18 protein-coding genes and 1 riboswitch are annotated in these 20,807 nt (G+C 73.7%); of the genes, 10 read left to right on the top strand and 8 right to left on the bottom strand.

Translation table 11 applies throughout. From position 1 onward, the window contains the following. The first annotated feature begins 36 nt into the window (after positions 1-36). The 3 genes from OG432_RS17800 to OG432_RS17810 all read left to right on the top strand — a co-directional run bounded on the left by OG432_RS17800 (position 37) and on the right by OG432_RS17810 (position 1,286). The gene (locus OG432_RS17800) at positions 37-552 is read left to right on the top strand and encodes a hypothetical protein (protein ID WP_328311934.1); all 516 of its coding nucleotides are present in this window, start codon (positions 37-39) and stop codon (positions 550-552) included. 90 nt (positions 553-642) lie between these two features. Then, the gene (locus OG432_RS17805; RefSeq protein WP_328311935.1) at positions 643-858 is read left to right on the top strand and encodes a type II toxin-antitoxin system VapB family antitoxin; all 216 of its coding nucleotides are present in this window, start codon (positions 643-645) and stop codon (positions 856-858) included. After that, on the top strand, positions 855-1,286 hold the full coding sequence (locus OG432_RS17810) for a PIN domain nuclease (RefSeq protein WP_328311936.1): 432 nt from the start codon (positions 855-857) through the stop codon (positions 1,284-1,286). The genes OG432_RS17805 and OG432_RS17810 overlap by 4 nt, the downstream gene beginning before the upstream one ends. Positions 1,287-1,354: 68 nt before the next feature. Here the strand turns inward: OG432_RS17810 and OG432_RS17815 are convergent, their stop codons facing one another. Then, positions 1,355-1,960, bottom strand: a complete 606-nt coding sequence (locus tag OG432_RS17815; protein WP_328311937.1) for a hypothetical protein — start codon at positions 1,958-1,960, stop codon at positions 1,355-1,357. A gap of 140 nt (positions 1,961-2,100) precedes the next feature. Here OG432_RS17815 and OG432_RS17820 point away from each other — a divergent pair, with 140 nt between their 5' ends. Both OG432_RS17820 and OG432_RS17825 read left to right on the top strand, forming a co-directional pair. Continuing rightward, positions 2,101-2,616: a hypothetical protein gene (locus OG432_RS17820; protein ID WP_328311938.1), complete on the top strand. Its 516-nt coding sequence runs from the start codon at positions 2,101-2,103 to the stop codon at positions 2,614-2,616. Between the two features lie 116 nt (positions 2,617-2,732). Beyond that, positions 2,733-3,140, top strand: coding sequence for a hypothetical protein (locus OG432_RS17825; protein WP_328311939.1), 408 nt, complete (start codon positions 2,733-2,735; stop codon positions 3,138-3,140). Positions 3,141-3,217: 77 nt separating this feature from the next. Here OG432_RS17825 and OG432_RS17830 read toward each other — a convergent pair whose 3' ends face one another. Continuing rightward, positions 3,218-4,084 (bottom strand): lytic polysaccharide monooxygenase auxiliary activity family 9 protein, encoded by an 867-nt coding sequence (locus tag OG432_RS17830; RefSeq protein WP_328311940.1) that lies wholly within the window; start codon positions 4,082-4,084, stop codon positions 3,218-3,220. Positions 4,085-4,226: 142 nt separating this feature from the next. After that, entirely contained in the window at positions 4,227-5,102 is an 876-nt protein-coding gene (locus OG432_RS17835; RefSeq protein ID WP_328311941.1) for a hypothetical protein, read from the bottom strand. Positions 5,103-5,234: 132 nt separating this feature from the next. Between OG432_RS17835 and cbiE the strand changes: the two genes are divergently transcribed. Together cbiE and cobM are read left to right on the top strand one after the other, a co-directional pair. Continuing rightward, entirely contained in the window at positions 5,235-6,500 is a 1,266-nt protein-coding gene (gene cbiE / locus OG432_RS17840; RefSeq protein ID WP_443058405.1) for a precorrin-6y C5,15-methyltransferase (decarboxylating) subunit CbiE, read from the top strand. After that, positions 6,497-7,240: a precorrin-4 C(11)-methyltransferase gene (cobM, locus tag OG432_RS17845; protein ID WP_328311942.1), complete on the top strand. Its 744-nt coding sequence runs from the start codon at positions 6,497-6,499 to the stop codon at positions 7,238-7,240. Before cbiE ends, cobM begins: the two co-directional genes overlap by 4 nt. A gap of 125 nt (positions 7,241-7,365) precedes the next feature. Here cobM and OG432_RS17850 read toward each other — a convergent pair whose 3' ends face one another. Further along, positions 7,366-8,529, bottom strand: coding sequence for a cobalt-precorrin-5B (C(1))-methyltransferase (locus OG432_RS17850; RefSeq protein WP_328311943.1), 1,164 nt, complete (start codon positions 8,527-8,529; stop codon positions 7,366-7,368). A 36-nt stretch (positions 8,530-8,565) separates the two neighbouring features. On the opposite strand from OG432_RS17850, the gene OG432_RS17855 reads away from it, so the two are divergent. Continuing rightward, positions 8,566-9,312, top strand: coding sequence for a cobalt-precorrin-6A reductase (locus OG432_RS17855; RefSeq protein ID WP_328311944.1), 747 nt, complete (start codon positions 8,566-8,568; stop codon positions 9,310-9,312). Between the two features lie 105 nt (positions 9,313-9,417). On the opposite strand, the gene OG432_RS17860 is transcribed toward OG432_RS17855, so the two are convergent. The 3 genes from OG432_RS17860 to OG432_RS17870 are packed head-to-tail and all read right to left on the bottom strand — an operon-like array spanning position 9,418 to position 12,952. Beyond that, positions 9,418-10,950 carry a precorrin-2 C(20)-methyltransferase gene (locus OG432_RS17860; protein ID WP_328311945.1) on the bottom strand — a complete coding sequence of 511 codons (1,533 nt, stop codon included), beginning with the start codon at positions 10,948-10,950 and terminating at the stop codon, positions 9,418-9,420. Then, a complete protein-coding gene (locus OG432_RS17865; protein ID WP_328311946.1) occupies positions 10,947-11,588 on the bottom strand; it encodes a precorrin-8X methylmutase in 642 nt (213 codons plus the stop codon). Before OG432_RS17865 ends, OG432_RS17860 begins: the two co-directional genes overlap by 4 nt. Next, positions 11,585-12,952 (bottom strand): cobalamin biosynthesis protein CobG, encoded by a 1,368-nt coding sequence (locus OG432_RS17870; protein ID WP_443058582.1) that lies wholly within the window; start codon positions 12,950-12,952, stop codon positions 11,585-11,587. The genes OG432_RS17865 and OG432_RS17870 overlap by 4 nt, the downstream gene beginning before the upstream one ends. 636 nt (positions 12,953-13,588) lie before the next feature. Continuing rightward, positions 13,589-13,695: riboswitch (cobalamin riboswitch) on the top strand. Positions 13,696-13,766: 71 nt separating this feature from the next. On the opposite strand from OG432_RS17870, the gene cobN reads away from it, so the two are divergent. Continuing rightward, on the top strand, positions 13,767-17,411 hold the full coding sequence (gene cobN / locus OG432_RS17875) for a cobaltochelatase subunit CobN (RefSeq protein WP_328311948.1): 3,645 nt from the start codon (positions 13,767-13,769) through the stop codon (positions 17,409-17,411). A 115-nt stretch (positions 17,412-17,526) separates the two neighbouring features. Here the strand turns inward: cobN and OG432_RS17880 are convergent, their stop codons facing one another. Further along, positions 17,527-19,227 (bottom strand): sigma-70 family RNA polymerase sigma factor, encoded by a 1,701-nt coding sequence (locus OG432_RS17880; protein ID WP_328311949.1) that lies wholly within the window; start codon positions 19,225-19,227, stop codon positions 17,527-17,529. Between the two features lie 410 nt (positions 19,228-19,637). Between OG432_RS17880 and OG432_RS17885 the strand changes: the two genes are divergently transcribed. After that, the gene (locus tag OG432_RS17885; protein ID WP_328311950.1) at positions 19,638-20,804 is read left to right on the top strand and encodes a Dyp-type peroxidase; all 1,167 of its coding nucleotides are present in this window, start codon (positions 19,638-19,640) and stop codon (positions 20,802-20,804) included. Positions 20,805-20,807: the final 3 nt, after the last annotated feature.

Below are 20,807 nucleotides of genomic sequence, written 5' to 3' on the forward strand. Positions count from 1 at the left end.
GGGCCGGCGACTGAGAGACAGGGTGAGGGGAACGCCATGAGTGCCACGGTCGCGATGGGGATGCCGGTCCGGGTCGAGGCTCCGGTGGACGCCGCTCCGGTGGACGTCGCTCAGGTGGACGTCGCTGGGGCGGTGGTCCTGAAGGGGCTGCCGAACTGGTACTTCCCTCTGGTCGGTCTTTTCGCGGGGATCTTCGACATCGCTCGTGCGTATCCGGTGCTGTACGCGTTGATCCCGGTGGTCGCGATCGTGCAGATCGTGTTGGCGTTCACGGTGTTGAGGGCGCGGATCCGGTACATGAAGTCGCTGTGGAAGAACAAGCGGACCCGGTTCCTTGCGCTCGGTCTGCTGGTGGTCCGCTTCGCCATCCGGTACGGACTCGGTGTCGCGGGCCTGGCGCTGGGTGCGGCCACCGGGCAGCTGACGCTGGGCATCGTGATGGCGGTCATCGGCACCGCGATGGCCTGGGGCGACCAGTGGCTGATCCTGCGCACCCTCAAGCACGCCCAAGCCGCACAGGCCGCCCAAGCCGCGCAGGTCGAGGCTGTCTGAGCAGGGTCGGCCCCGGTCACGCCCCTCGCCCATCGCGCTCATGCGATATATAATCGATATCCCGCTTGATATCTAGGGATGTGATGCTGGATGAGCCGAACCGTGATCGACCTCGATGACGAACTGTTGGCCGACGTAGCCAAAGCGCTGGGCACCGGCACCAAGAAGGAGACCGTCAACACCGCCTTGCGCGAGGTGCTGGAACATCGCAGACGAGCACTCGCGCTCACCCGGCTTCGTGCCGCGGCCGGCGAAGGCGCCTTCGACCTGGAGATCTTCGAGGAGAAGGCGAACTACCGCCGGTGAACGGAGCCCAGTTCCTGATCGACACCAGCGCTCTCGCCCGGTTCCTGCGCGCCGAAGCCGAGCAGTACGGGTGGGATCAGGCTGCCGCGGCCGGGCTGATCGCCACCTGCCCCGTCACCGAGCTGGAGTTCTTCTACAGTGCCCGTTCCGCCGAAGACCGGGCGCGCGGCATCGAGGACATGCGGATGATCTTCAGCTGGGTCCCGGTCGACGATCGTGCCTATACGCGCGCCTGGCAGGTCCAAGAAGTCTTGACCAAACGGGGGCAGCATCGCAGTGCGGGCGCCGTCGACCTCGTCGTGGCCGCGACGGCCGAACTCCAGGGGCTGACCCTGCTGCACCGTGACCGGGACTTCGAGTGCATCGCCGCCGTCACAGGGCAGGCCCTCCAGTGGTACGGGCCTGACGCGGGCAAGCCGAGCGACTAGAGCGACCCCTGGGGCCTTGCGGGACGACGTACGCACGCTCGGCGCCCCCCGCGACTCCGTTCACGCGCTCACCCGATGTCCCCCAGCCAGCCCGCCAACACCGCCTCGCGCTCGCGTGAGCGCAGGACTCGGGCCGGCTGGACCTCGTTCCACCATCCGGTCAGGACCGTGGGCGAGGACTCGCCGCGCACGAAGCGGGCGAGCAGCCCCAGCGAGAGGTCCACTTCTCGTGGGGAGTAGGCGACCGCGGCGCCGGACAGCACCCCGGCCGTGGACTCGTCCCCCTCCTTCGTGGTGAGCGCGACCGTCATCGACGCCGGTTCGCCCGGCACCCACAGGTCGAAGACCGCGGCCGCCACGGACAGTGCGTGGACACCCCACCGCACGGTCGCGGACCGGACCGGCGCATCGGTCACCCGCACCTCCAGCAACTCCGACCAGCTCCAGTCGCGGCGCGGCTCGCCCTCGCGCGCCTCGTCCTCTCCCGGCTCGTGCTGCGTGGCGCGCGCTAAGCGCACCCCTTCGGGAGTGAGCCGTACGCCACCGCTCCCGGCCCCGGCTCCGGGCGGGGTTCCCACGTACACCTCGTCCCCGGTGACCCAGAAGAGGCCGACCATGCTGCCGGCCTCGTGGTTCACGGCGGAGGACGGCGACGGCGATTCTGACGGCTGCATGAGCTCGACTCCCTTAGCGGTGATGACATTTGTCCTGGGGGAGTCGGGATTCTTCGCTCTGCCGCCCGTCCCGCCCTGGAGGGGAGTATCGGTGATGTCGGCAGGGGCCGGCGACTGAGAAACAGGGTGAGGGGAACGCCATGAGTGCCACGGTCGCGATGGAGATGCCGGTTCGGGTCGAGGCTCAGGCGCAGTCCGGCCACGAGGCAGTTGTCCTGGAGGGTCTGCCGAACTGGTACTTCCCCCTCGTCGGTCTTTTCGCGGGGATCTTCGACATCGCTCGTGCGTATCCGGTGCTGTACGCGTTGATCCCGGTGGTCGCGATCGTGCAGATCGTGTTGGCGTTTACGGTGTTGAAGGCTCGGATCCGGTACATGAAGTCGCTGTGGAAGAACAAGCGGACCCGGTTCCTTGCGCTCGGTCTGCTGGTGGTCCGCTTCGCGATCCGGTACGGACTCGGTGTCGCGGGCCTGGCGCTGGGTGCGGCTACCGGTCAGCTGACGCTGGGCATCGTGATGGCGGTCATCGGTACCGCGATGGCCTGGGGCGACCAGTGGCTGATCCTGCGCACCCTCAAGCACGCCCAGGCCGCCCAAGCCGCCCAAGCCGCGCAGGCCGCGCAGGGTGCTCAGGGTGCGCAGGCCAAGACCGCCTGACCAGAAGTGCGTTGATCCACGCGGGCTCTGGACGCGGGCGGTGGCCGCCGGTACGTTCGGGCGATGCTGCTTTCCGGGGGTTCCCAGCCGTACGTGACGTGCGGAGATCCCAGCAAATGCGGTCCTGGCGCGCGCCGTTGAGGCGCTCGTGGCGCACGGCCGTGGTGCTGCTCGCGAGTGGTCTGGCCGCCGCCTGCGGGAGCGGCGGACCGACGGTCGGCGACAGCGACGCCTCGTGCGGCATCTCGGCGCAGCCGACGGTCACGGGCGTCACCACGGCGTACGAGGTGACCTTGAGCGCCGCCGGCAACGAGGTGGGGTACTTCGCGAAGGACGCGTCGGTGACCGTGAGCGGCGGGGTGAGCGGTACCACGACGACCAGCCAGACCCTCGGCACCCCGATCCGGGTCCCCTCGGCCCCCGGCATCTACCTCGTACAGGCGTCGGTTCCCCTGACATCGGGCGCGCCGAGCAACTACCGGGGCGTGGAATGCCGCCTGACGCTCACCGTCAACAGCGGCTGAGCCCGGCCCCGCCCCGCCGGGGCCGCACCCCCCGTAGCAGGTTGAGCCGGGGGCACGGGCCGGGCCGGGCGGGGTGGTCAGTCGCGGCGGCGGCGCAGGAGGAGGAAGCCGCCACCCACGACGCTCGCGGTCGAGACCGCCGCCAACGCCTGGGGCGCGGGCGACCCGTCGGGCGAGGACGCCGGGGCGGGCGCCGCGACCGGTGATGTCGGGTCGCCGCCATGGCCGTGGTGGCTCACCGTGGAGCGGGCCGCACCCGCCGCGATCTTCTGCTCCGTGGGCGCCGCCGCGGCCTTCGCCGTACTTCCGCCCCCGTACACCACGTCCGAGCAGCTGTAGAACGCCTCGGGGCTGTCGTCGCGCTGCCAGACCTTGTAGATGATGTGGCGGCCCGTGCGGGCCGGCAGCGTGCCGGTGAAGTTGTAGTAGCCGTCCGTCGCCGTTCGCGGCGTCTGGTACGTGGCGACGGGCGTGTTGTCCAGGTCGGACCACTTCAGCGGCTTCGTCGGGTCGAAGCCGTCCTTGGTGATGTAGACCGTCATGGTGCCCGAATGGGCCGCCGTGACACGGAACTTGAAGGCGAACTTGCCCGCCGCGACGCTGGTGGAAGGCCAGTCGGTACGGGCCCAGTCCAGCGCGCGGTACTTGTCCCGGTTGGCCGAGCACAGCTTGCCGTCGGGGATGAGCTGGCGGGACTGGCCGTTGGCGTTGGCGATGTTCACCTCGTTCCAGTCGTACAGCGGCTGGGTGCCGGAGTCGGCGACGAGGTCCTTGCACACCTGCGACACCGGGTGCTCCGGGCCCTCGGCGTAGCAGGCGGCGATGCGGCTGACCGGGTTGAACATGGCCCCGTGCGCGGAGGCCGGGGTGGGGGCCAGCGCGAGGAACGTCAGGGAGGTCGCCCCGAGGACACCCAGGGACGCGGCGGTACGCCGAGCGGACATGCGAGTGCTCCTTGATCGTGGGGTGGAGGCGGGCAGGCGGGGACGGCCGGGGCGCGCCCGAGGGATGTGGCCGCGCACCAACGTGCCCCGGAGTGGCGGCACTTGAGAGCCTGGCATTGGTCTGGACCAAGCCGCAAGAGGTCTACGCCAACCGGTCGGGTGTCGTAGGGGTGGCGTTCCGCGGCGCGGTCACCGGGCGTTCGCCGGCCGGACGGCACCACCAGACGGCCTCGCCATGGGTGAGACCCGGCAGCCGCCGCTCGATCGCCGCCACCACGCGGGCCGCGACGGTGCCGCGCAGCAGCCACGCCTCGCCCGCGGCGCGGCTCTCCTCGATGAGCGCGCCCATCGAGGAGAGGTGGGCGGCGACGGCTGCGAGGGTGGCGGGAGGACAGTCCAACTCGAAGGCCTGGTACGGCTCGTAGGCGTCGGTGCCGGTGTCCTTCAGGGCATGGACCAGGACGATCTCGGTGAGGGCGCGGAAGTCGCCCGCCGTGCTGAAGATGCTGTTGAACCCCGAGCGTACGAGCGTGACCGTACAGTCCGCGACCGCCCATCCGTGCGGGCCTCCCCCGCCCAGCGTCGCGTGGACGGTTTCCTCGATCGCCTGATGGAAGGCCCTGGGCAGCGCGCCCCGTTCCGTCTCGTACCGGAACGTGTTGCCGCTGCCGTACGGAGCCGGCGCCACGCGCAGCCCGACGCTTGCCCAGTGCCCAGTGCCCAGTGCCCAGTGCCCAGTGGGCGCCGGTCCGCGGTCCATCGCGGCCGCCGACTCGCCCGTCCCGGCGGGCCGTTCGCTGCACACCGTACGGCTCGGCTCGAAGACCGCCTCGATGCCGTACGCGTCGGCGAGCGTGGCGGCGATGACCTCCTTCTGCACCTCGCCGTACAGCGATACCGAGGTGGCGCCGCCCGGTTCGGTACGCGCCCGGATCAGCGGGTCCTGATCCGCGAGGTCGGTCAGCGCGGCATGCAGCCGGGCGGCAAGGGCGGCGCCGGGCCCGCGGGGGCGCACCACGCTCCGGAGGGTGGGGGCGGCGAAGCGGGGTGTGCGGGCCGGAGGGCGGCCCAGGGGGTGGACCCGGGGCGTGGGGGGCGGGGCGCTGGACAGTAGAGTGCGGGGCCAGCCCCCCGCATCCCCGAGGTACCCGTGAAGAACCCCCCCACCCCCCACCCCGACATCACCGTCGTCGGCATCGGGGCCGACGGGTGGGACGGGCTCACCAGGAGAGCCCAGGCGGTGCTTCGAGGGGCCGGTGTCGTCATCGGCGGGGCGCGCCAGCTCGCGTTGCTGCCCGGCGAGTGCGACGGCGAGCGCGTCGCCTGGCCGAGCCCGCTGCGGCCCGCCGTGCCGGGGCTGATCGACGCCCACCGAGGCCGCCGCATCGCCGTCCTGGCCAGTGGCGACCCCATGTTCTACGGGATCGGCCGCACCCTCACCGAGGTGCTCGGCGCCCCGCCCCGCATCCTCCCGCACCCCTCCTCGCTCGCCTACGCCTGCGCCCGGCTCGGCTGGCCCGTCGAGGAGACCGAGGTCGTCACGCTCGTCGGCAGGCCGGCCGCCCGGCTCGCGGCCGCGCTGCACGACGGGCGCAGGGTGCTGGTCCTGAGCGCCGACGCCCGCACCCCGGCCGAGGTCGCGGCGCTGCTGTGCGACCGCGGGTTCGGGCCGAGCCGGATGCGGGTGCTCGAACAGCTCGGGTCCGAGGACGAGCGGTGCCGGGACGGCGTCGCCGACACCTGGGACGAGCCCGCCCGTGACGCGCTCAACGTCGTCGCCGTCGACTGCCGCCGCGCCGTCGGCGCCCTCCGGCTCGGCGCCGTGCCGGGGCTGCCCGACGACGCGTACGAACACGACGGTCAGCTCACCAAGCGGCACGTCCGCGCCGCCACCCTCGGCGCGCTCGCGCCCGCACCCGGCGAACTGCTCTGGGACGTCGGTGGCGGCTCCGGCTCGATCGCGGTGGAGTGGATGCGTACGCACCCCTCCTGCCGGGCCATCAGCGTCGAGCGGGATCCCGGGCGGGCCGTACGGATCGGCCGCAACGCGGAGCGGCTCGGAGTGCCGGGGCTGCGTGTCGTCGGCGGCGCCGCGCCGGGCGTCCTCGCTCAACTCCCCGCGCCCGACGCCGTGTTCATCGGCGGCGGGCTCACCGTGCCCGGTCTGCTCGACGCGTGCTGGGAGGCGCTCGCGCCCGGCGGGCGTCTCGTGGCCAACACCGTCACGCTCGAATCCGAGGCGCTGCTCGCCCAGTGGTACCGGCGCCACGGCGGCGAACTCGTCCGGCTCGCGGTCGCGCACGCCGTGCCGGTCGGCACCTTCACGGGCTGGCGTCAGGCCATGCCCGTCACCCAGTGGGCGGTGGTCAAAGCCACAACAGAAACCCTCAACACCCCTTCAGGAGCAGCCACATGACCGTGTACTTCATCGGTGCGGGGCCCGGCGCCGCCGACCTGATCACGGTGCGCGGCGCTCGTACGCTCGCCTCCTGCCGGGTGTGTCTGTACGCGGGCAGCCTGGTGCCGCGCGAACTCCTCGCCGAGTGCCCCGAGGGCGCCCGGCTGGTGGACACCGCACAGCTCAACCTGGATGAGATCACGGGGGAGTTGGTGCGGGCGCACGAGGCCGGGCTCGACGTGGCCCGGCTGCACTCCGGTGATCCGTCGGTGTTCAGCGCGATGGCCGAGCAGATGCGGCGGCTCGACGCGGCGGGGGTGCCGTACGAGGTGGTACCGGGAGTGCCCGCGTTCGCTGCGGCGGCGGCCGCGCTCAAGCGGGAGCTCACCGTGCCGACCGTGGGCCAGACCGTCATCCTCACCCGCATCGCGCAGCGGGCCACCGCGATGCCGGAGGGCGAGGACCTCGCGACGCTCGGGCGCAGTGGGGCGTTGCTGGTGCTGCACCTGGCGGCGGGGTACGTCGACCGCGTGGTCGAGGAACTCGTGCCGCACTACGGCGCGGACTGCCCCACGGCGGTGGTGGCCTTCGCGTCCCGGCCGGAGGAGCTGGTGCTGCGCGGCACGCTGTCCGACATCGCGGAGCAGGTGAAGGGTGCGGGTGTGGTGCGTACGGCTGTGATTCTCGTGGGGCGGGTGCTGGGAGCGGCCGGGTTCCGGGACAGCCACCTGTATTCGGCGGAGCGGTGCCGGGACTGAGCGCTCCCGCCGCGCTCGGCTGGGCGTTCGGGTGCGGGTCGTGGACGGCTGGCCGCGCACTTCCCCGCGCCCCTTGCGGGTGACCCGGCTCGCAGGTGACCCGGCGCCGAGCGGCATGAGCATCCTCAGGCTGGCCGGTGTGAGGGTGGGCCCGGGGTGCTGCGGCCCACTACCTGGCCCGCTCGGTCGATGCACAGGACGTCCACCTCCACCGGCGCCCCCCGCAACACGGCGAGGGCCTCGTCGCGGGCCCGGACCGCGACCAGGTCGCCGAGAGGGACGCCCGCCGCCGCGCACAGCTGGAGCGCACCCAGACCCGTGTTGGCCCCGGCCACCTCCGCCGCGAGCGCCTCACCCGCGCCGCCCGCGCGGGCCAGGTCCGCCAGGAAGCCCTTGTCCACCTGCGAGCGCGCCGAGTGGAGGTCCAGGTGGCCCGCGGCCAGCTTGGACAGTTTGGCGAAGCCGCCGCAGATGGTGAGGCGGTCCACCGGATGACGGCGTACGTACTTGAGGACCGCGCCCGCGAAGTCCCCCATGTCGAGCAGCGCGTCCTCCGGCAGGCCGTACTCCGCGACGACCGTCTTCTCCGACGTCGAGCCCGTGCAGCCCGCCAGGTGCGTACGGCCGGCCGCGCGCGCCACGTCCACGCCGCGCCGGATCGAGTCGATCCACGCCGAGCACGAGTACGGCACCACGATGCCGGTCGTGCCCAGGATGGACAGGCCGCCCAGGATGCCCAGGCGCGGGTTCCAGGTCGAGCGGGCGATCTCCGCGCCGTGGTCCACCGCGATGGTGATCTCGACGTCCCCCGGGGCGCCGTGCCGTTCGGCGACCAGCGCCACGTGGTCGCGCATCATCTGGCGCGGCACCGGGTTGATGGCCGGTTCGCCCACCGGCAGGGGCAGGCCGGGGCGGGTGATGGTGCCCACGCCGTCGCCGGCCCGGAACACCACGCCGGAGCCGGGCGGAAGCAGTCGTACCGTCGAGCGGATCAGCGCGCCGTGGGTGACGTCCGGGTCGTCGCCCGCGTCCTTCACCACGGCCGCCATGGCGTGCCCGCCGGCCAGTTCCTCCGCGGCGAGCGCGAACGCGGGCGTCTGGCCGCGCGGCAGCGTGATCGTCACCGGGTCGGGGAAGTCGCCGGTCACCAGCGCGGTGTACGCGGCCGTCGTGGCCGCCGTCGCGCAGGCACCGGTCGTCCAGCCGGGGCGCAGACCGGTGTGCTTGAGTTGGGCGCCGCGGCCCCCCTTGGCCTCAGGGGCCTCGGGCCCGCCCTTCGCCTCACTCATGACCTGCGGCCTCACTCACGAACGGAACCGGATCCTGTGCACATCTTGATTCTGGGGGGTACGGGCGAGGCCCGTCGCCTGGCGGGGCTGCTGCACGGCGACGAGGCCGCCGGCGTGCGCGTGACCAGCTCGCTCGCGGGGCGGGTCGCCGAGCCCCGGCTGCCGCCCGGCGAGGTCCGGATCGGCGGGTTCGGCGGCGCCGACGGGCTCGCCCGGTGGCTGCGTACGCACGCGGTGGACGCGCTCATCGACGCCACCCATCCCTTCGCCCGGACGATCAGTTTCAACGCGGCGGCGGCCGCCGCCGAGGCCCATGTTCCCCTGCTCGCGCTGCGCCGCCCCGGCTGGGTCGCGGGCGACGCCGACCAGTGGCACCCGGCGGGCTCCCTGGAGGAGGCCGCCGGCCTGCTGCCCGCGCTCGGCCGCCGCGTCTTCCTCACCACCGGACGCATGGGTCTCGCCGCGTTCGCGGGCCTCGACGGGCTGTGGTTCCTCATGCGGTCCGTGGACGCGCCCGAGCCGCCGTACCCCGCCGCGATGGAGGTGCTGCTCGACCGCGGCCCGTTCACCCTCGAAGCGGAGCGGGAGGTGCTGCGGGCCCATCGGATCGACGTCCTTGTGACGAAGGACAGCGGGGGCGCGGCGACCGCGCCCAAGCTCGCCGCGGCCCGCGAGGCGGGCGTTCCCGTCGTCGTGGTGCGCCGGCCGCCCGTGCCGGAGGGGGTGGGCGTGGCGGCCACCCCCGAGGAGGCGGCCGCCTGGGCGCGGCGATTCATCGCGTGACCGCGCGTGGCAGTCGGCCCTCGGGGTGGCCCCGCGGGGTGCCCGAGTCTTCGGGACGGCCCCCGCAGGGTGTCTGAGCCCTCGGGACGGCCCCGCGGGCTGGCCTCAGCCCTCCGGGTAGCGGCGCGGGGTCCAGACGATCTCCTCGCCGTCGCCGCGCCGGACCGTACGGGTCTGCGAGGAGCCGACCAGCAGGATCGTGCGCATGTCGACCTCGGCCGGGTCCAGATCCGTCAGGCGCACGATGCGGACGCGTTCGGCGGGGCCGCCCACGTCCCGGGCGACCACGACCGGGGTGTCCGGCGCGCGGTGTTCCAGGAGCAGCTCGCGCGCCTTGGCGACCTGCCACGTGCGGCTGGCGGAGCCGGGGTTGTACAGCGCGAGGACGAGATCGGCGGCGGCCGCCGCGTGCAGCCGCCCGGCGATGACCTCCCAGGGCTTGAGCCGGTCGGACAGCGAGATCGTCGCGTAGTCGTGGCCGAGCGGGGCGCCCGCGCGGGCGGCGGCCGCGTTCGCCGCGGTCACCCCCGGCAGGACCCGCACCGGTACGTCCGCGTACTCGGGCTGCGAGGCCACTTCGAGGACGGCCGTCGCCATCGCGAAGATGCCCGGGTCGCCGCCCGACACCACCGCGACCCGCCTGCCCCGCAGGGCCAGTTGGAGGGCGAACTCGGCGCGCTCGGACTCCACCTTGTTGTCCGAGCCGTGCCGCAGCTGCCCGGGACGCTCGGGCACCCGGTCCACGTACGTGGTGTAGCCGACGACGTCGTCGGCGGCGGCGAGCGCGCCCCGCGACTCGGGGGTCAGCCACAGCGGGCCGGCCGGGCCGGTGCCGACGACGACGACCTCGCCGCGCTCGCGCACGGGCGGCGTGGCGTCGATGCGGCTGGGCAGCACCGCGACGGAGAAGTAAGGCACCGACTCGGCGTCGATGTCGGCGAGTTGACCGGTACGCTCGCCCGCCATCGTGGCGCGCTCCACATAGCGGGCCTCGTCCAGACGGCCCGAACGCTCAAGCGCCCGGCGGACCTTGGTGAACGTGCGGCCCAGCTTCATCACGACCGCCGAGTCGGTGGCGGCCAGGCGCGCGGTGAGCTCCTCCTCCGGCAGTGTGCCGGGCAGGATCGTCAGCACCTCCTCGGCCTCCACCAGGGGCTCGCCGAGCCGGGCGGCGGCGGCGCTCACCGACGTCACGCCGGGGATCACCTCCGTCGGGTAGCGGTGCGCGAGCCGCTTGTGCATGTGCTGGTACGAGCCGTAGAACAGCGGGTCGCCCTCGGCGAGCACGGCGACCGTGCGGCCCGCGTCGAGGTGCTCGGCCAGGCGCGCCGAGGCCTCCTCGTAGAAGTCGTTCAAGGCGCCCCGGTAGCCGCCGGGGTGGTCGGTGGTCTCCACCGTCAGCGGGTAGACCAGCTTCTCCTCGATGTGGTCGGCACGGATGTGTTTCGCCGCGATCGAGCGCGCTATGGAACGGCCGTGCCGCGCCGAGTGGTACGCCACCACGTCGGCCTCGGCGATCGCCTCCACCGCGCGGACCGTCATCAGGGACGGGTCGCCGGGGCCGAGCCCGACCCCGTAGAGACGGCCGGTCGTGCCGCCGTTCTCGCCGGACTCGTCGGGTGCGCTGTTCTCGCTCATTCCGCCTCGCTCGCGATCGCGTTGAGTGCGGCGGCGGCGATCGCGCTGCCTCCGCGCCGGCCCCGTACCACCAGGTGCTCCAGGCCCGAAGGGTGCGCGGCCAGCGCGTCCTTCGACTCGGCGGCGCCTATGAACCCGACCGGCACGCCGATGACGGCCGCCGGACGCGGCGCGCCCTCCTCGATCATTTCGAGCAGCCGGAACAGGGCGGTGGGCGCGTTGCCGACGGCCACGACCGCGCCGTCGAGCCGGTCGCGCCACAGTTCCAGTGCGGCGGCGCTGCGCGTGGTGCCCAGCTTCGCCGCGAGGCCGGGAACGGTCGGGTCGTTCAGGGTGCAGATCACCTCGTTGTCGGCGGGCAGCCGCTTGCGGGTCACCCCGCTGGCGACCATCCGCGCGTCGCACAGGATCGGTGCGCCCGCGCGCAGCGCCTCGCGGGCGCGGGCCACGACGCCGGGAGTCCAGCCGAGGTCGCGGGTCAGGTCCGTCATGCCGCAGGCGTGGATCATGCGGACCGCGACCTGGCTGACGTCGGCGGGCAGCCCGGCGAGGTCGGCCTCGGCGCGGATCGTGGCAAAGGACTGGCGGTAGATCTCCGCGCCGTCCTTCTCGTAGTCGAACACTGTGCTCTCGCTCATCTCGTCGTTGTCCCTGTCCCGTACGCTCCCGGACGGCCGCCCCGCGCACGGGCCACCGCCTTCGGCAACTCGCCTGTTTCCAGCGGCACTTGGTGCTCCTGCGTGCCGCGTACCGTCACCGTGTAGTGGCCGTCGGCGGTCGCCGTCACGTCCACCCAGTCGCCGTGCGGATGCCCGCAGCGCCGCTCGCACCCCGACCAGTGGACCGGCAGGCCGCCCGTGCCCGGCAGGGCGTCCCGGCGCACGTCGGCCAGCGCCTTGGCGCACCCGGGCCGCCCGGTGCACGCCCCGACCCCGGCCCACGGGGCGTCGGGACGGGTGCTGAACCCGGCGTCGTCCAGCTCCCGCAGCCGCTCGCGGGCGCCCCGCTCGTCGAACCCGGGGACGACGAACCCGCGCCACGGGGTGATCCTGACCTCGCCGCCGGGGCCACTCAGCGCCCGGAGCCCGGCGCTCGTCACACGGCCCAGTACGGGGGTCACGACCACGGCGTACGTCCCGTCGGGGGCCGCGACGATGCCGGGGGCCGGGGCCGGGGCGGGGGTCGTCCCGCCGGTGTCCGGTTCGGGGGCCGGGGTGGCCGGGATGCCGGCGCGGGCCAGGGCGGACGCGAGGTCGACGTCGTGGCCCGCGGGGAGCTCGCGCACCCGCCAGGCACCGTTGCCCGCGGCGGCGGCCGCGTCGAGGAAGGCGCGGGCGGCTTCCAGGGCGGCGCGCGGGGCGTCGGCCGCCGCCACGCGCAGCGCGCTCGCCCCGACGCGTACGACCACCGTGTCCTGCCGCCCGGTGCCCCGGTCCTGTGCGAGCAACGTCACATCGGCGCCGAGGCTCGCGACGTCGCCGCGGCCGTCGTCCAGGGCGAACAGGAAGCGGCCCGAGAGCGCGGTCGTCCACGCCCGGCCGCACAGCAGGGCGTCCAGGGCGCGCAGGCGGGGGAGGAGGGTGCCGTTGCCGCGGCCGTCCAGTCCTGCCAGGGGGGACGCGACGATGTTGCGGACGCGCTCGTGGGTCTCGGAGGGCATGAGGGCGGTGTGGCGCAGGAGTTCGGCGAGTGCGTTCGCGTGGGTGTCCTCGATGCCGCGCAGCTCCGCGTTGCCGCGGGAGGTCAGGGTGAGGTGACCGTCCGCGTACCGCTCCGCCGCGGTGGCCAGCGCGTCTACCTGACGGGTCGTCAAAATACCGCCGGGCAGGCGGAGTCGGGCCAGGTTGCCGTCGCCGGCGGGGTGCAGCCGCAGGGCTCCGGGGCAGGCGTCGCCGCGGTCCCGTACGACGGGGTCGTGGGCGACTTCTCCCGGGGTGCGCCCTATGGAGGGTTCGCCCTGGTTGGGGGGTGTTGCGGAGGAGGGCGGCATGGCGGCGAGCATACCCACGAGCCGGCGGCGGCGACCCCGGGAGGCTCTCCCCACCCCGCCCCTCCCCGAGACCCTCCGGAGGTGCGGCCGGCTGAGACACGCGGCCCGGGGCCGCGCCCCAGCCCCCACGGGTTTTCCCACCCACCCGTGCGGCAACTCCGAAGGTGCGGCCCCCTGGGGCTCCGCCCCGGACCCCGTATCGCGCCTCAAGGGCGCTCGTCCTCAATCTCCCCCAAGGCCTCAAGGGCCAGGGGGGACCCCCCTGACGGGCTGAGGTGGCCCATGCTGCCCGGCATCGAATACCTAAGGGGCGCGGGGAACTGCGCGAGACGCGGGCACGGTCCGCGGACGAAAGCGGGGTTAGGGGCGCGGGGAACTGCGCGAGACGCGGGCACGGTCCGCGGACGAAAGCGGGGTTAGGGGCGCGGGGAACTGCGCGACCAGCCGTCCACGGCCCGCGGGACGAAAGCGGGGTCAAGGAGCGCGGGGAACTGCGCGAGCAAGGGTCCGCCGGGTCGCGGACGGTGGCGGGGTTCCCAGGGGCGCGAGCCACCGGCCACTCGCCCGCGGCCGAAAGCGAACCGGGCCCGGAGGGGGGCCGTGCGGGGTCGCTACTATGCAGGCGGCAGGCCAACCGGCCCGCCGGCGTCGCCGGCCACGGCGACAGGGGAGGAAGCCCGGTGCGATTCCGGCGCGGTCCCGCCACTGTGAGCCCGCACCGAGGCCAGCTCGGAGACCGGGTGAGTCAGGAACTCCCCCTCCCCCGCAGGGGAGACCATCCGACACCACCCGGGGCGCGGACACCCCGAGGAAGGCCTGACGCCGCATGCTGCACTCGTCCGGGGAGCCCGCGGAGGAACCCCGCCCCATCCTGCTCCTGTCGACGTCCGACACCGACCTCCTGAGCGCCCGCGCCGCGGACGGACCGGTCACGTACCGGTTCGCCAACCCCTCCCGCCTCGCCCTCGACGCCCTGCCCACGCTGCTCGACGGCGTCGGACTCGTCGTCGTACGGCTGCTCGGCGGCGTACGCGCCTGGCAGGACGGCCTTGACCAGCTCACCGCGAGCGGGCTCCCCGTCGTCGTCCTGACCGGCGAACAGGCCCCGGACGCCCAGCTGATGGCCGCCTCCACCGTGCCCGTCGGCATCGCCGCCGAAGCGCACGCCTACCTCGCGCACGGCGGCCCCGCCAACCTCGACCAGCTCGCCCGGTTCCTGTCCGACACCGTGCTGCTCACCGGCCACGGCTTCGAGCCGCCCGCCCCCGCCCCGTCCTGGGGCCCCCTTGAGCGCACCGCCCGCATGGTCGAGGGGCCGACCGTCGCCGTGCTCTACTACCGCGCCCACCACATGAGCGGCAACACCGCCTTCGTGGACACCCTGTGCGGCGCCATCGAGGACGCCGGGGCCCGCCCGCTCCCGCTGTACGTGTCCTCGCTGCGCGACCCCGAGCCCGCGCTCATCGACGAGCTGCGCGCCGCCGACGCCATCGTGACCACCGTCCTCGCGGCCGGCGGCACCAAGCCGGCCACCGCGTCGGCCGGCGGCGACGACGAGTCGTGGGACGCGGGCGCGCTCAGCGGCCTGGACGTACCGATCCTCCAGGCGCTCTGCCTCACCGGCTCGCGCAGCGCCTGGGAGGAGAACGACGAGGGCGTATCGCCCCTGGACGCGGCCAGCCAGATCGCCGTCCCCGAGTTCGACGGCCGCCTGATCACCGTGCCGTTCTCCTTCAAGGAGATCGACGCCGACGGGCTGCCCGCGTACGTCGCCGACGACGAGCGGGCCGCCCGCGTCGCCGGGATCGCGGTGCGCCACGCCAAGCTGAAGCACATCCCCGCCGCCGACAAGCGCATCGCGCTCGTCCTGTCCGCGTACCCGACCAAGCACTCCCGCATCGGCAACGCCGTCGGCCTCGACACCCCCGCGAGCGCCGTCGCACTCCTTCGCCGACTGCGCGCCGAGGGCTACGACTTCGGACCCGAGGACGCGATCCCCGGCCTCGTCTCCGGCGACGGCGACGAGCTGATCCGCGCCCTCATCGACGCGGGCGGCCACGACCAGGACTGGCTCACCGAGGAGCAGCTCGCCGCCAACCCGGTCCGCATCCCGGCCGCCGACTACAAGCGCTGGTACGCGACGCTCCCCGAGGAGCTGCGCACCAACGTCGAGCAGCACTGGGGCCCGCCGCCCGGCGAGATGTTCCTCGACCGGAGCCGTGTGGGCCAGGGCGGCGACCCCGAGGGCGACATCGTGCTCGCGGCCCTGCGCCGCGACAACCTGCTGATCCTCATCCAGCCGCCGCGCGGCTTCGGCGAGAACCCGATCGCGATCTACCACGACCCCGATCTGCCGCCCTCGCACCACTACCTGGCCGCCTACCGCTGGATCGCGGCGAGCGCCACCGACGGCGGATTCGGCGCCGACGCCATGATCCACCTCGGCAAGCACGGCAACCTGGAGTGGCTGCCCGGCAAGAACGCCGGCCTGTCCGCCGCCTGCGGCCCCGACGCCGCGCTCGGCGACATCCCGCTGGTCTACCCGTTCCTGGTCAACGACCCGGGCGAGGGCACCCAGGCCAAGCGCCGCGTGCACGCCACGCTCATCGACCACCTGGTGCCGCCGATGGCCCGCGCCGACTCCTACGGCGACATCGCACGCCTGGAGCAACTCCTCGACGAGCACGCCCAGATCGCGGCCATGGACCCGGCCAAGCTCCCCGCGATCCGCGCCCAGATCTGGACGCTGATCCAGGCCGCGAAGCTCGACCACGACCTCGGGCTCGAAGACCGCCCCGAGGACGAGGGCTTCGACGAGTTCATCATGCATCTCGACGGCTGGCTCTGCGAGATCAAGGACGTCCAGATCCGCGACGGCCTGCACGTACTCGGCAACGCCCCGGCCGGCGCCGACCGCGTCAACCTCGTCCTCGCGATCCTGCGCGCCCGCCAGATCTGGGGCGGCACCACCGCCCTGCCCGGCCTGCGCGAAGCACTCGGCCTCGACGAGTCCGCCGCCACCCGCACCAGCGCCGACGAGGCCGAGGAACAGGCCCGCGTCCTGGTCCAGTTGATGGACGACGCCGGCTGGGACCTCGCTGCGATCCCCGCCGAGCAGCCCCAACAGGTGCGCGCCATCCTGGAGTTCGCCGCCCGCGAGGTCGTGCCGCGCCTCGCCGCGACCACCGCCGAACTCGAGCACACCGTGCACGCCCTGAACGGCGGCTTCGTCCCGGCGGGCCCCTCCGGCTCACCGCTGCGCGGCCTGGTCAACGTCCTGCCGACCGGTCGCAACTTCTACTCCGTCGACCCCAAGGCCGTCCCCTCCCGGCTCGCCTGGGAGACCGGTCAGGCCCTCGCCGAGTCCCTCGCCAACCGCTACCGCACCGACAACGGCGACTGGCCGACCTCGGTCGGGCTCTCCCTGTGGGGCACCAGCGCGATGCGCACGGCGGGCGACGACGTGGCCGAGGCCATGGCGCTGCTCGGCGTGCGACCCGTCTGGGACGACGCCTCACGCCGGGTCACCGGCCTGGAGCCGATCCCGCTCGACGAACTCGGCCGCCCCCGCATCGACGTCACCCTGCGCATCTCGGGCTTCTTCCGCGACGCCTTCCCGCACACCATCGGCCTGCTCGACGACGCCGTACGCCTCGCCGCCTCCCTGGAGGAGCCCGCCGAGCACAACTACGTGCGCGCCCACACCCAGGCCGACCTCGCCGAGCACGGCGACGAACGCCGCGCCACCACCCGCATCTTCGGCTCCCGCCCCGGCACCTACGGAGCGGGCCTGCTCCAGCTCATCGACTCCCGCGACTGGCGCACCGACGCCGACCTCGCCGAGGTCTACACGGTCTGGGGCGGCTACGCCTACGGCCGCGAGCTCGACGGACGCCCGGCCCGGGACGAGATGGAAACGGCGTACAAGCGCATCGCGGTCGCGGCGAAGAACACCGACACCCGCGAGCACGACATCGCCGACTCGGACGACTACTTCCAGTACCACGGCGGCATGGTGGCCACCGTCCGCGCCCTGCGCGGCACCGCCCCCGAGGCCTACATCGGCGACTCCACCCGCCCCGAGACGGTCAAGACCCGCACCCTGGTCGAGGAGACCAGCCGGGTCTTCCGGGCCCGCGTCGTCAACCCCAAGTGGATCGAGGCGATGCGCCGCCACGGCTACAAGGGCGCCTTCGAACTCGCCGCCACCGTGGACTACTTGTTCGGCTACGACGCCACGACCGGCGTGGTCGCCGACTGGATGTACGACAAGTTGACCGAGACGTACGTCCTGGACCCGGCCAACCGCGAGTTCCTCCAGAACGCCAACCCCTGGGCCCTGCACGGCATCGCGGAACGCCTCCTGGAGGCCGAGTCGCGCGGCATGTGGGCCAAGCCCGACCCGGCCGTCCTCGAAGCGCTGCGCCAGGTCTACCTGGAGACCGAGGGCGACCTGGAGGACGAGGGATGAGCGGGTAGGTAGCGCTGTAGGTACCCGCTGTAGGTACCGCTGTAGGTACCGCTCACGTACGCACAGGGGCGGGCCCGGTCGCTAAGACCGGGCCCGCCCTCGTACGTCGGCGGTATCAGCTCCGCGTGCCGAAGTCCTGCGTCCACCACGGCCCGCCGGACCCGTAGTGCACACCGATGCCGATCTCCTTGAACCCGCAGTTCAGGATGTTGGCGCGGTGGCCCGGACTGTTCATCCACGAGTCCATGACGGCGGCCGCGTCGGCCTGGCCCCGCGCGATGTTCTCGCCGTACGCGCTCCACTGGTACCCGGCGGCCGTGATGCGCTCGCCGGGGCCCGCGCCGCTCGGGTCGGTGTGGTCGAAGAAGTTCTGCGCGGCCATGTTCTCGGAGTGCTTGAGCGCCGCGTCGTACAGCTTGGAATTGCTGGTGAGCGCCGGGCAACCCGCCTTGGAGCGCTCGGAGTTGACCAGATCCAGGACCTGCTGCACGGCGGCCGGTGTGCTCGTGTCGGCGGCGCTCGGCGTCGCGCGCCTGGTGCTCGGCGCGGGCTTCGGCGGGGCCGGGCGCGGGGACGGCTCGGCGGGCGGCGCGGAACGCTTCGCCGGGCTGGGCTTGGGCTTGGGTGAACCGCTGTGCGGGCTCGGCGAGTGGGAGGCCGAGGGGGACGGCGTCAACGGCTTGGTGCTGATGCCGTCGGCGGCGGCCGCGTCGGTGGTGGTCGCGGGGGCGTCCGCGACCGAACGGGACGCGTCACCACCGGAGTCCGTCACGAAGTGGTAGGCCCCGCCCAGCGCGGTGACGACGGCGAGTGCGGCGATGACGGCGCCGGTCCTGCGCCGCCGCCGCGCCCGCTGGTCGCGCCGGTCGCGCCGGGACGCGGGGGCCCGCCGCCTGCCCGCGGCGTGCGCGCCGTGGGAGGCCCGGGGTGCGGGCGGGGCAGGCTGGGAGGCGCTCTGCGCGAGGGGCTGCGTGGTGGCGTGCGCGGCCGTCCGGAGATCGGGGGTGTGAAGACCGGGAGCCCGGCCGTGCAGAACGGCGAGCAGCCCCGCCGTCGTCGCGGCCACCGGGACGAGACCGAGCCCGACGAGCAGGCCCTCGGCGGGTATGAGCCCGCTCCAGTGCCCGGAGCACACCGCGCAGGTACGGGCGTGCCGGGCTATGCGCTTGCGCCACAGCGCGGACGGCGCGCCGTCCCAGGAGAGCGTGAGCCCGGACAGCTCGCCGCAACGCCGCGTCCCGGCGAGGGCGCGCACCACGACCCGGGCGGTCTCCAGCTGGCCCTTCATGCGCTGGACGCGCACCGCGGCGTGCTCGGCCGGCAGGTCGAGCGCCGCGGCGACCTCGCCCCGGGTGAGCACGCCGGCCGCCTCCAGCCACCACAGGGACAGCAGGGCCCGGTCGTCGGTCTCCAGCCAGCGAGTGGCCTCCGTGACCTCCTTGCGCTGCCCGGACAGACCCAGCCGCACGATGGTGAGGTCGACGAAGTCCGCGCCGGGGTCGGCGACGTCGTAGGCGTCCTGGAGTCCGCCGTCGACGGGGGTGCGGCGGTGGCCCTGCCAGTACCGGCGGACCTCGTTCATGGTGACGGCGACCAGCCACGACCTGAACGCCGCGGGGTCGCGCAGCGAGCCGAGCCCGTCGAGCATCCGCAGCAGGCTCTCCTGCACGACGTCGTCGACGTCGGCGTGCCCGTTCAGCGCCCGGCCGACGATGTTGTAGACGAGCGGCAGATGTCCGGCGACGAGCTCGTCCCGTGCCCGCTGGTCCCCGCTTCGGGCCGCGACGACCACCGCGGCTTCCTGTTCACTGATCACGCCTCGTCCACTCTCCCGGAGCACCGAACCCAACTGACCCGACGAAGTGGAGACACTCGGCGAGTGGTCGGATAACAGAAAACGGATGACGGATATCGGCCGCCTTCCGTCAGATGCTGCATGGTGCCAGCCATCGGGTAGGTAACACGTGACACGGTGACGAAGCCCATACCCGGCCCCGCGTGACGGCGGCCGCGCCCCGCGTGACTGCGGACGCGCTGCGCGTGACGGCGGACGCGCCGACCGTCAAGATCACCGGAAGGCAGTCGAAGCCCCACTCTCACGTGCCCGACCGTGCTGCACGCGTGTGGCGGAGGCGGATCGCGGGCCGGTGCGCCGCCGTCCCGGGGCCCCGCCGGTGTATCGTGCCGAGCACCTCTCTCCTGAAATGTACTGTTTTGTACGATCACTTGAGTGACTCCGGGTTCCGGCGCCGCGCCCTCCTCGCCACCCTTCCCGTGGCGTTCGCGCTGAGCGGGTGCGACGCCGCCGTGCCGCGCCGCCCGCGCGAGGAGCGGCCCGTTCAGGGACCTCCGGCCGGGCCCGTGCGGCAGGCCGGGGTGGTCGAGCCCCCGCAGCGGCACCTCCTCTTCGTCTCCTACGACCTCACTCCGGGCACCCGGGGCGCGCCCGGCCGGGACGCGGTGCGCAGGCTGCTCGCGCGCTGGAGCGAACTGCTCGCCGGAACGGGCCCGGGGCCCACCGTGACCGTCGGTATCGGACCCGCCCTGCCGGGGCGCATCGGCATCGGCGCGCCCGAGGCGCTGCGGGAACTGCCCTCGTTCGCGGGGGAGCACCTCGACGTGGGGCTGGGCGGGGGCGAGATCGGCGTACAGATCTGCGCACGCGATCCCCAGGGCTGTGAGCGGCTTGCCGGGCTGCTCGCGGCGGCCGGGGCCGGTGTGCTGCGAGCCCGCTGGCGTCAGGCCGCGTTCCTGCCGCGGGACGGGTCGGGCGGCAAGGGCGGGGAAGGGCCCGGCTCCGGAGCCGGGGCCCGGGTGTTCGCGCCGCTGCGGGACGGGGAGACGCCGCGCGATCTGCTCGGGTTCAAGCACGGCACGGCGAACCCCACGCCGGCGGAGAGCGAGCGCTGGGTCTGGCTGTCGGGGCAAGGGCCCTACGCGGACGGTACGTTCCTCGTGGTGCGCCGGGTGCGCCTGCGCGTCGAGGAGTTCGGGCGGCTGCCCGTCGCCCGGCAGGAGCAGATCATCGGGCGTCGCAAGCGGGGCGGCGAGCCGCTCGGCGGCGGCCGCGAGCACGACGCGGCAGAAATCAACACCCGTACTGCGGAAGGCAGTTACGTCCTTCCCGCCGACGCTCACGTACGCCTCGCGGATCCCCGGCTCGACGGGGGTGCGCGGATGCTGCGGCGCGGTTACTCCTACGAGAACAGCCCGGCCGACCGGGGTCTCTTCCTCCTCGCGTACATGAAGGACCCGGCGCTCTTCGCGCGGGTGGGGCAGCGGCTCGCCGCCGGTGACGCGCTCAATTCCTATGCGGAGCAGTACGGTTCGGCGCTGTTCTACGTGCTGCCGGGGGCCAGGGCGGGGCGCCCGCTCGGCAGCACGGTCCTGTGAGCG

The organism is Streptomyces sp. NBC_00442 (assembly GCF_036014195.1).
Lineage (GTDB): Bacteria > Actinomycetota > Actinomycetes > Streptomycetales > Streptomycetaceae > Streptomyces.

Bases quoted from the DNA above. Each gene is read 5' to 3' on its own strand.
- OG432_RS17870 (WP_443058582.1), bottom strand. From the start codon at position 12,952: ATGCTCGCCGCCATGCCGCCCTCCTCCGCAACACCCCCCAACCAGGGC.
- OG432_RS17865 (WP_328311946.1), bottom strand. From the start codon at position 11,588: ATGAGCGAGAGCACAGTGTTCGACTACGAGAAGGACGGCGCGGAGATC.
- cobM (WP_328311942.1), top strand. From the start codon at position 6,497: ATGACCGTGTACTTCATCGGTGCGGGGCCCGGCGCCGCCGACCTGATC.
- OG432_RS17860 (WP_328311945.1), bottom strand. From the start codon at position 10,950: ATGAGCGAGAACAGCGCACCCGACGAGTCCGGCGAGAACGGCGGCACG.
- cobN (WP_328311948.1), top strand. From the start codon at position 13,767: ATGCTGCACTCGTCCGGGGAGCCCGCGGAGGAACCCCGCCCCATCCTG.
- OG432_RS17805 (WP_328311935.1), top strand. From the start codon at position 643: ATGAGCCGAACCGTGATCGACCTCGATGACGAACTGTTGGCCGACGTA.
- OG432_RS17815 (WP_328311937.1), bottom strand. From the start codon at position 1,960: ATGCAGCCGTCAGAATCGCCGTCGCCGTCCTCCGCCGTGAACCACGAG.
- OG432_RS17825 (WP_328311939.1), top strand. From the start codon at position 2,733: ATGCGGTCCTGGCGCGCGCCGTTGAGGCGCTCGTGGCGCACGGCCGTG.
- OG432_RS17830 (WP_328311940.1), bottom strand. From the start codon at position 4,084: ATGTCCGCTCGGCGTACCGCCGCGTCCCTGGGTGTCCTCGGGGCGACC.
- OG432_RS17850 (WP_328311943.1), bottom strand. From the start codon at position 8,529: ATGAGTGAGGCGAAGGGCGGGCCCGAGGCCCCTGAGGCCAAGGGGGGC.
- OG432_RS17820 (WP_328311938.1), top strand. From the start codon at position 2,101: ATGAGTGCCACGGTCGCGATGGAGATGCCGGTTCGGGTCGAGGCTCAG.
- OG432_RS17800 (WP_328311934.1), top strand. From the start codon at position 37: ATGAGTGCCACGGTCGCGATGGGGATGCCGGTCCGGGTCGAGGCTCCG.